The organism is Photobacterium makurazakiensis (assembly GCF_050336715.1).
Lineage (GTDB): Bacteria > Pseudomonadota > Gammaproteobacteria > Enterobacterales > Vibrionaceae > Photobacterium > Photobacterium makurazakiensis.
This window is the reverse complement of record NZ_JAKJSJ010000154.1, coordinates 1-629: the sequence shown is the minus strand read 5'-3', so window position 1 is coordinate 629 and position 629 is coordinate 1. Positions and strand designations below refer to the sequence as shown.

Annotated in this window: 1 protein-coding gene; it reads right to left on the bottom strand. The window is 29.4% G+C overall.

The window, feature by feature from the left end:
* Positions 1–60 precede the first annotated feature (60 nt).
* Positions 61–629 (bottom strand): hypothetical protein (locus L4D09_RS28875; protein WP_428460954.1); only part of this gene is annotated, 569 nt, incomplete at its 5' end.

Here is a 629-nt window from a genome sequence, read left to right as displayed (position 1 = left end):
GAATATACTCATATATTATATGACCAAACATAAAAATAAAGACAAAGTTAAAAACTTTAATTATGGCAATTTCTTAAGTTCATCGACTAAATCGTTGCTAAATTTTTCAATTTGTAACTCTAAATTTAAAAACTTAGAGAATCCATCTTTACGATCATTCTTAATCATTGCAATTAACGCTTCTGCTGGACTACTAGAAACTTTAGTTATAGGAAAATTAATACGTTTCATTAATTCAAAGATGACTTTAACAATAAATGAACTAGCACTTTTACGAAAATTTGGTATAGATATTCTGCGTTCAATAGTTAAACCGTAGTCACATCCACGACCATCTTGCTCTAAAAGATATGAATACTTACGACGTTTTAGTGTAGATACATGGGCATGAACTCTATAACCAACATGTAAATCTGCATTATCATAGATTTCTAAGCCTTTATGGCGATCATCGTAAATATTTTGATACTCAATATTATTTTCAATTGCATACTTCACAATAGTTTGATCATTACCATGCATAGCAATTCGAATGTTAGAGTCTTGAAACTCCAACTTAAGACCTTTAATAAGAGTATCAAACGAATTTAGATAATCTCTAGCGTAATGTGGGTCAGATACAACTATAT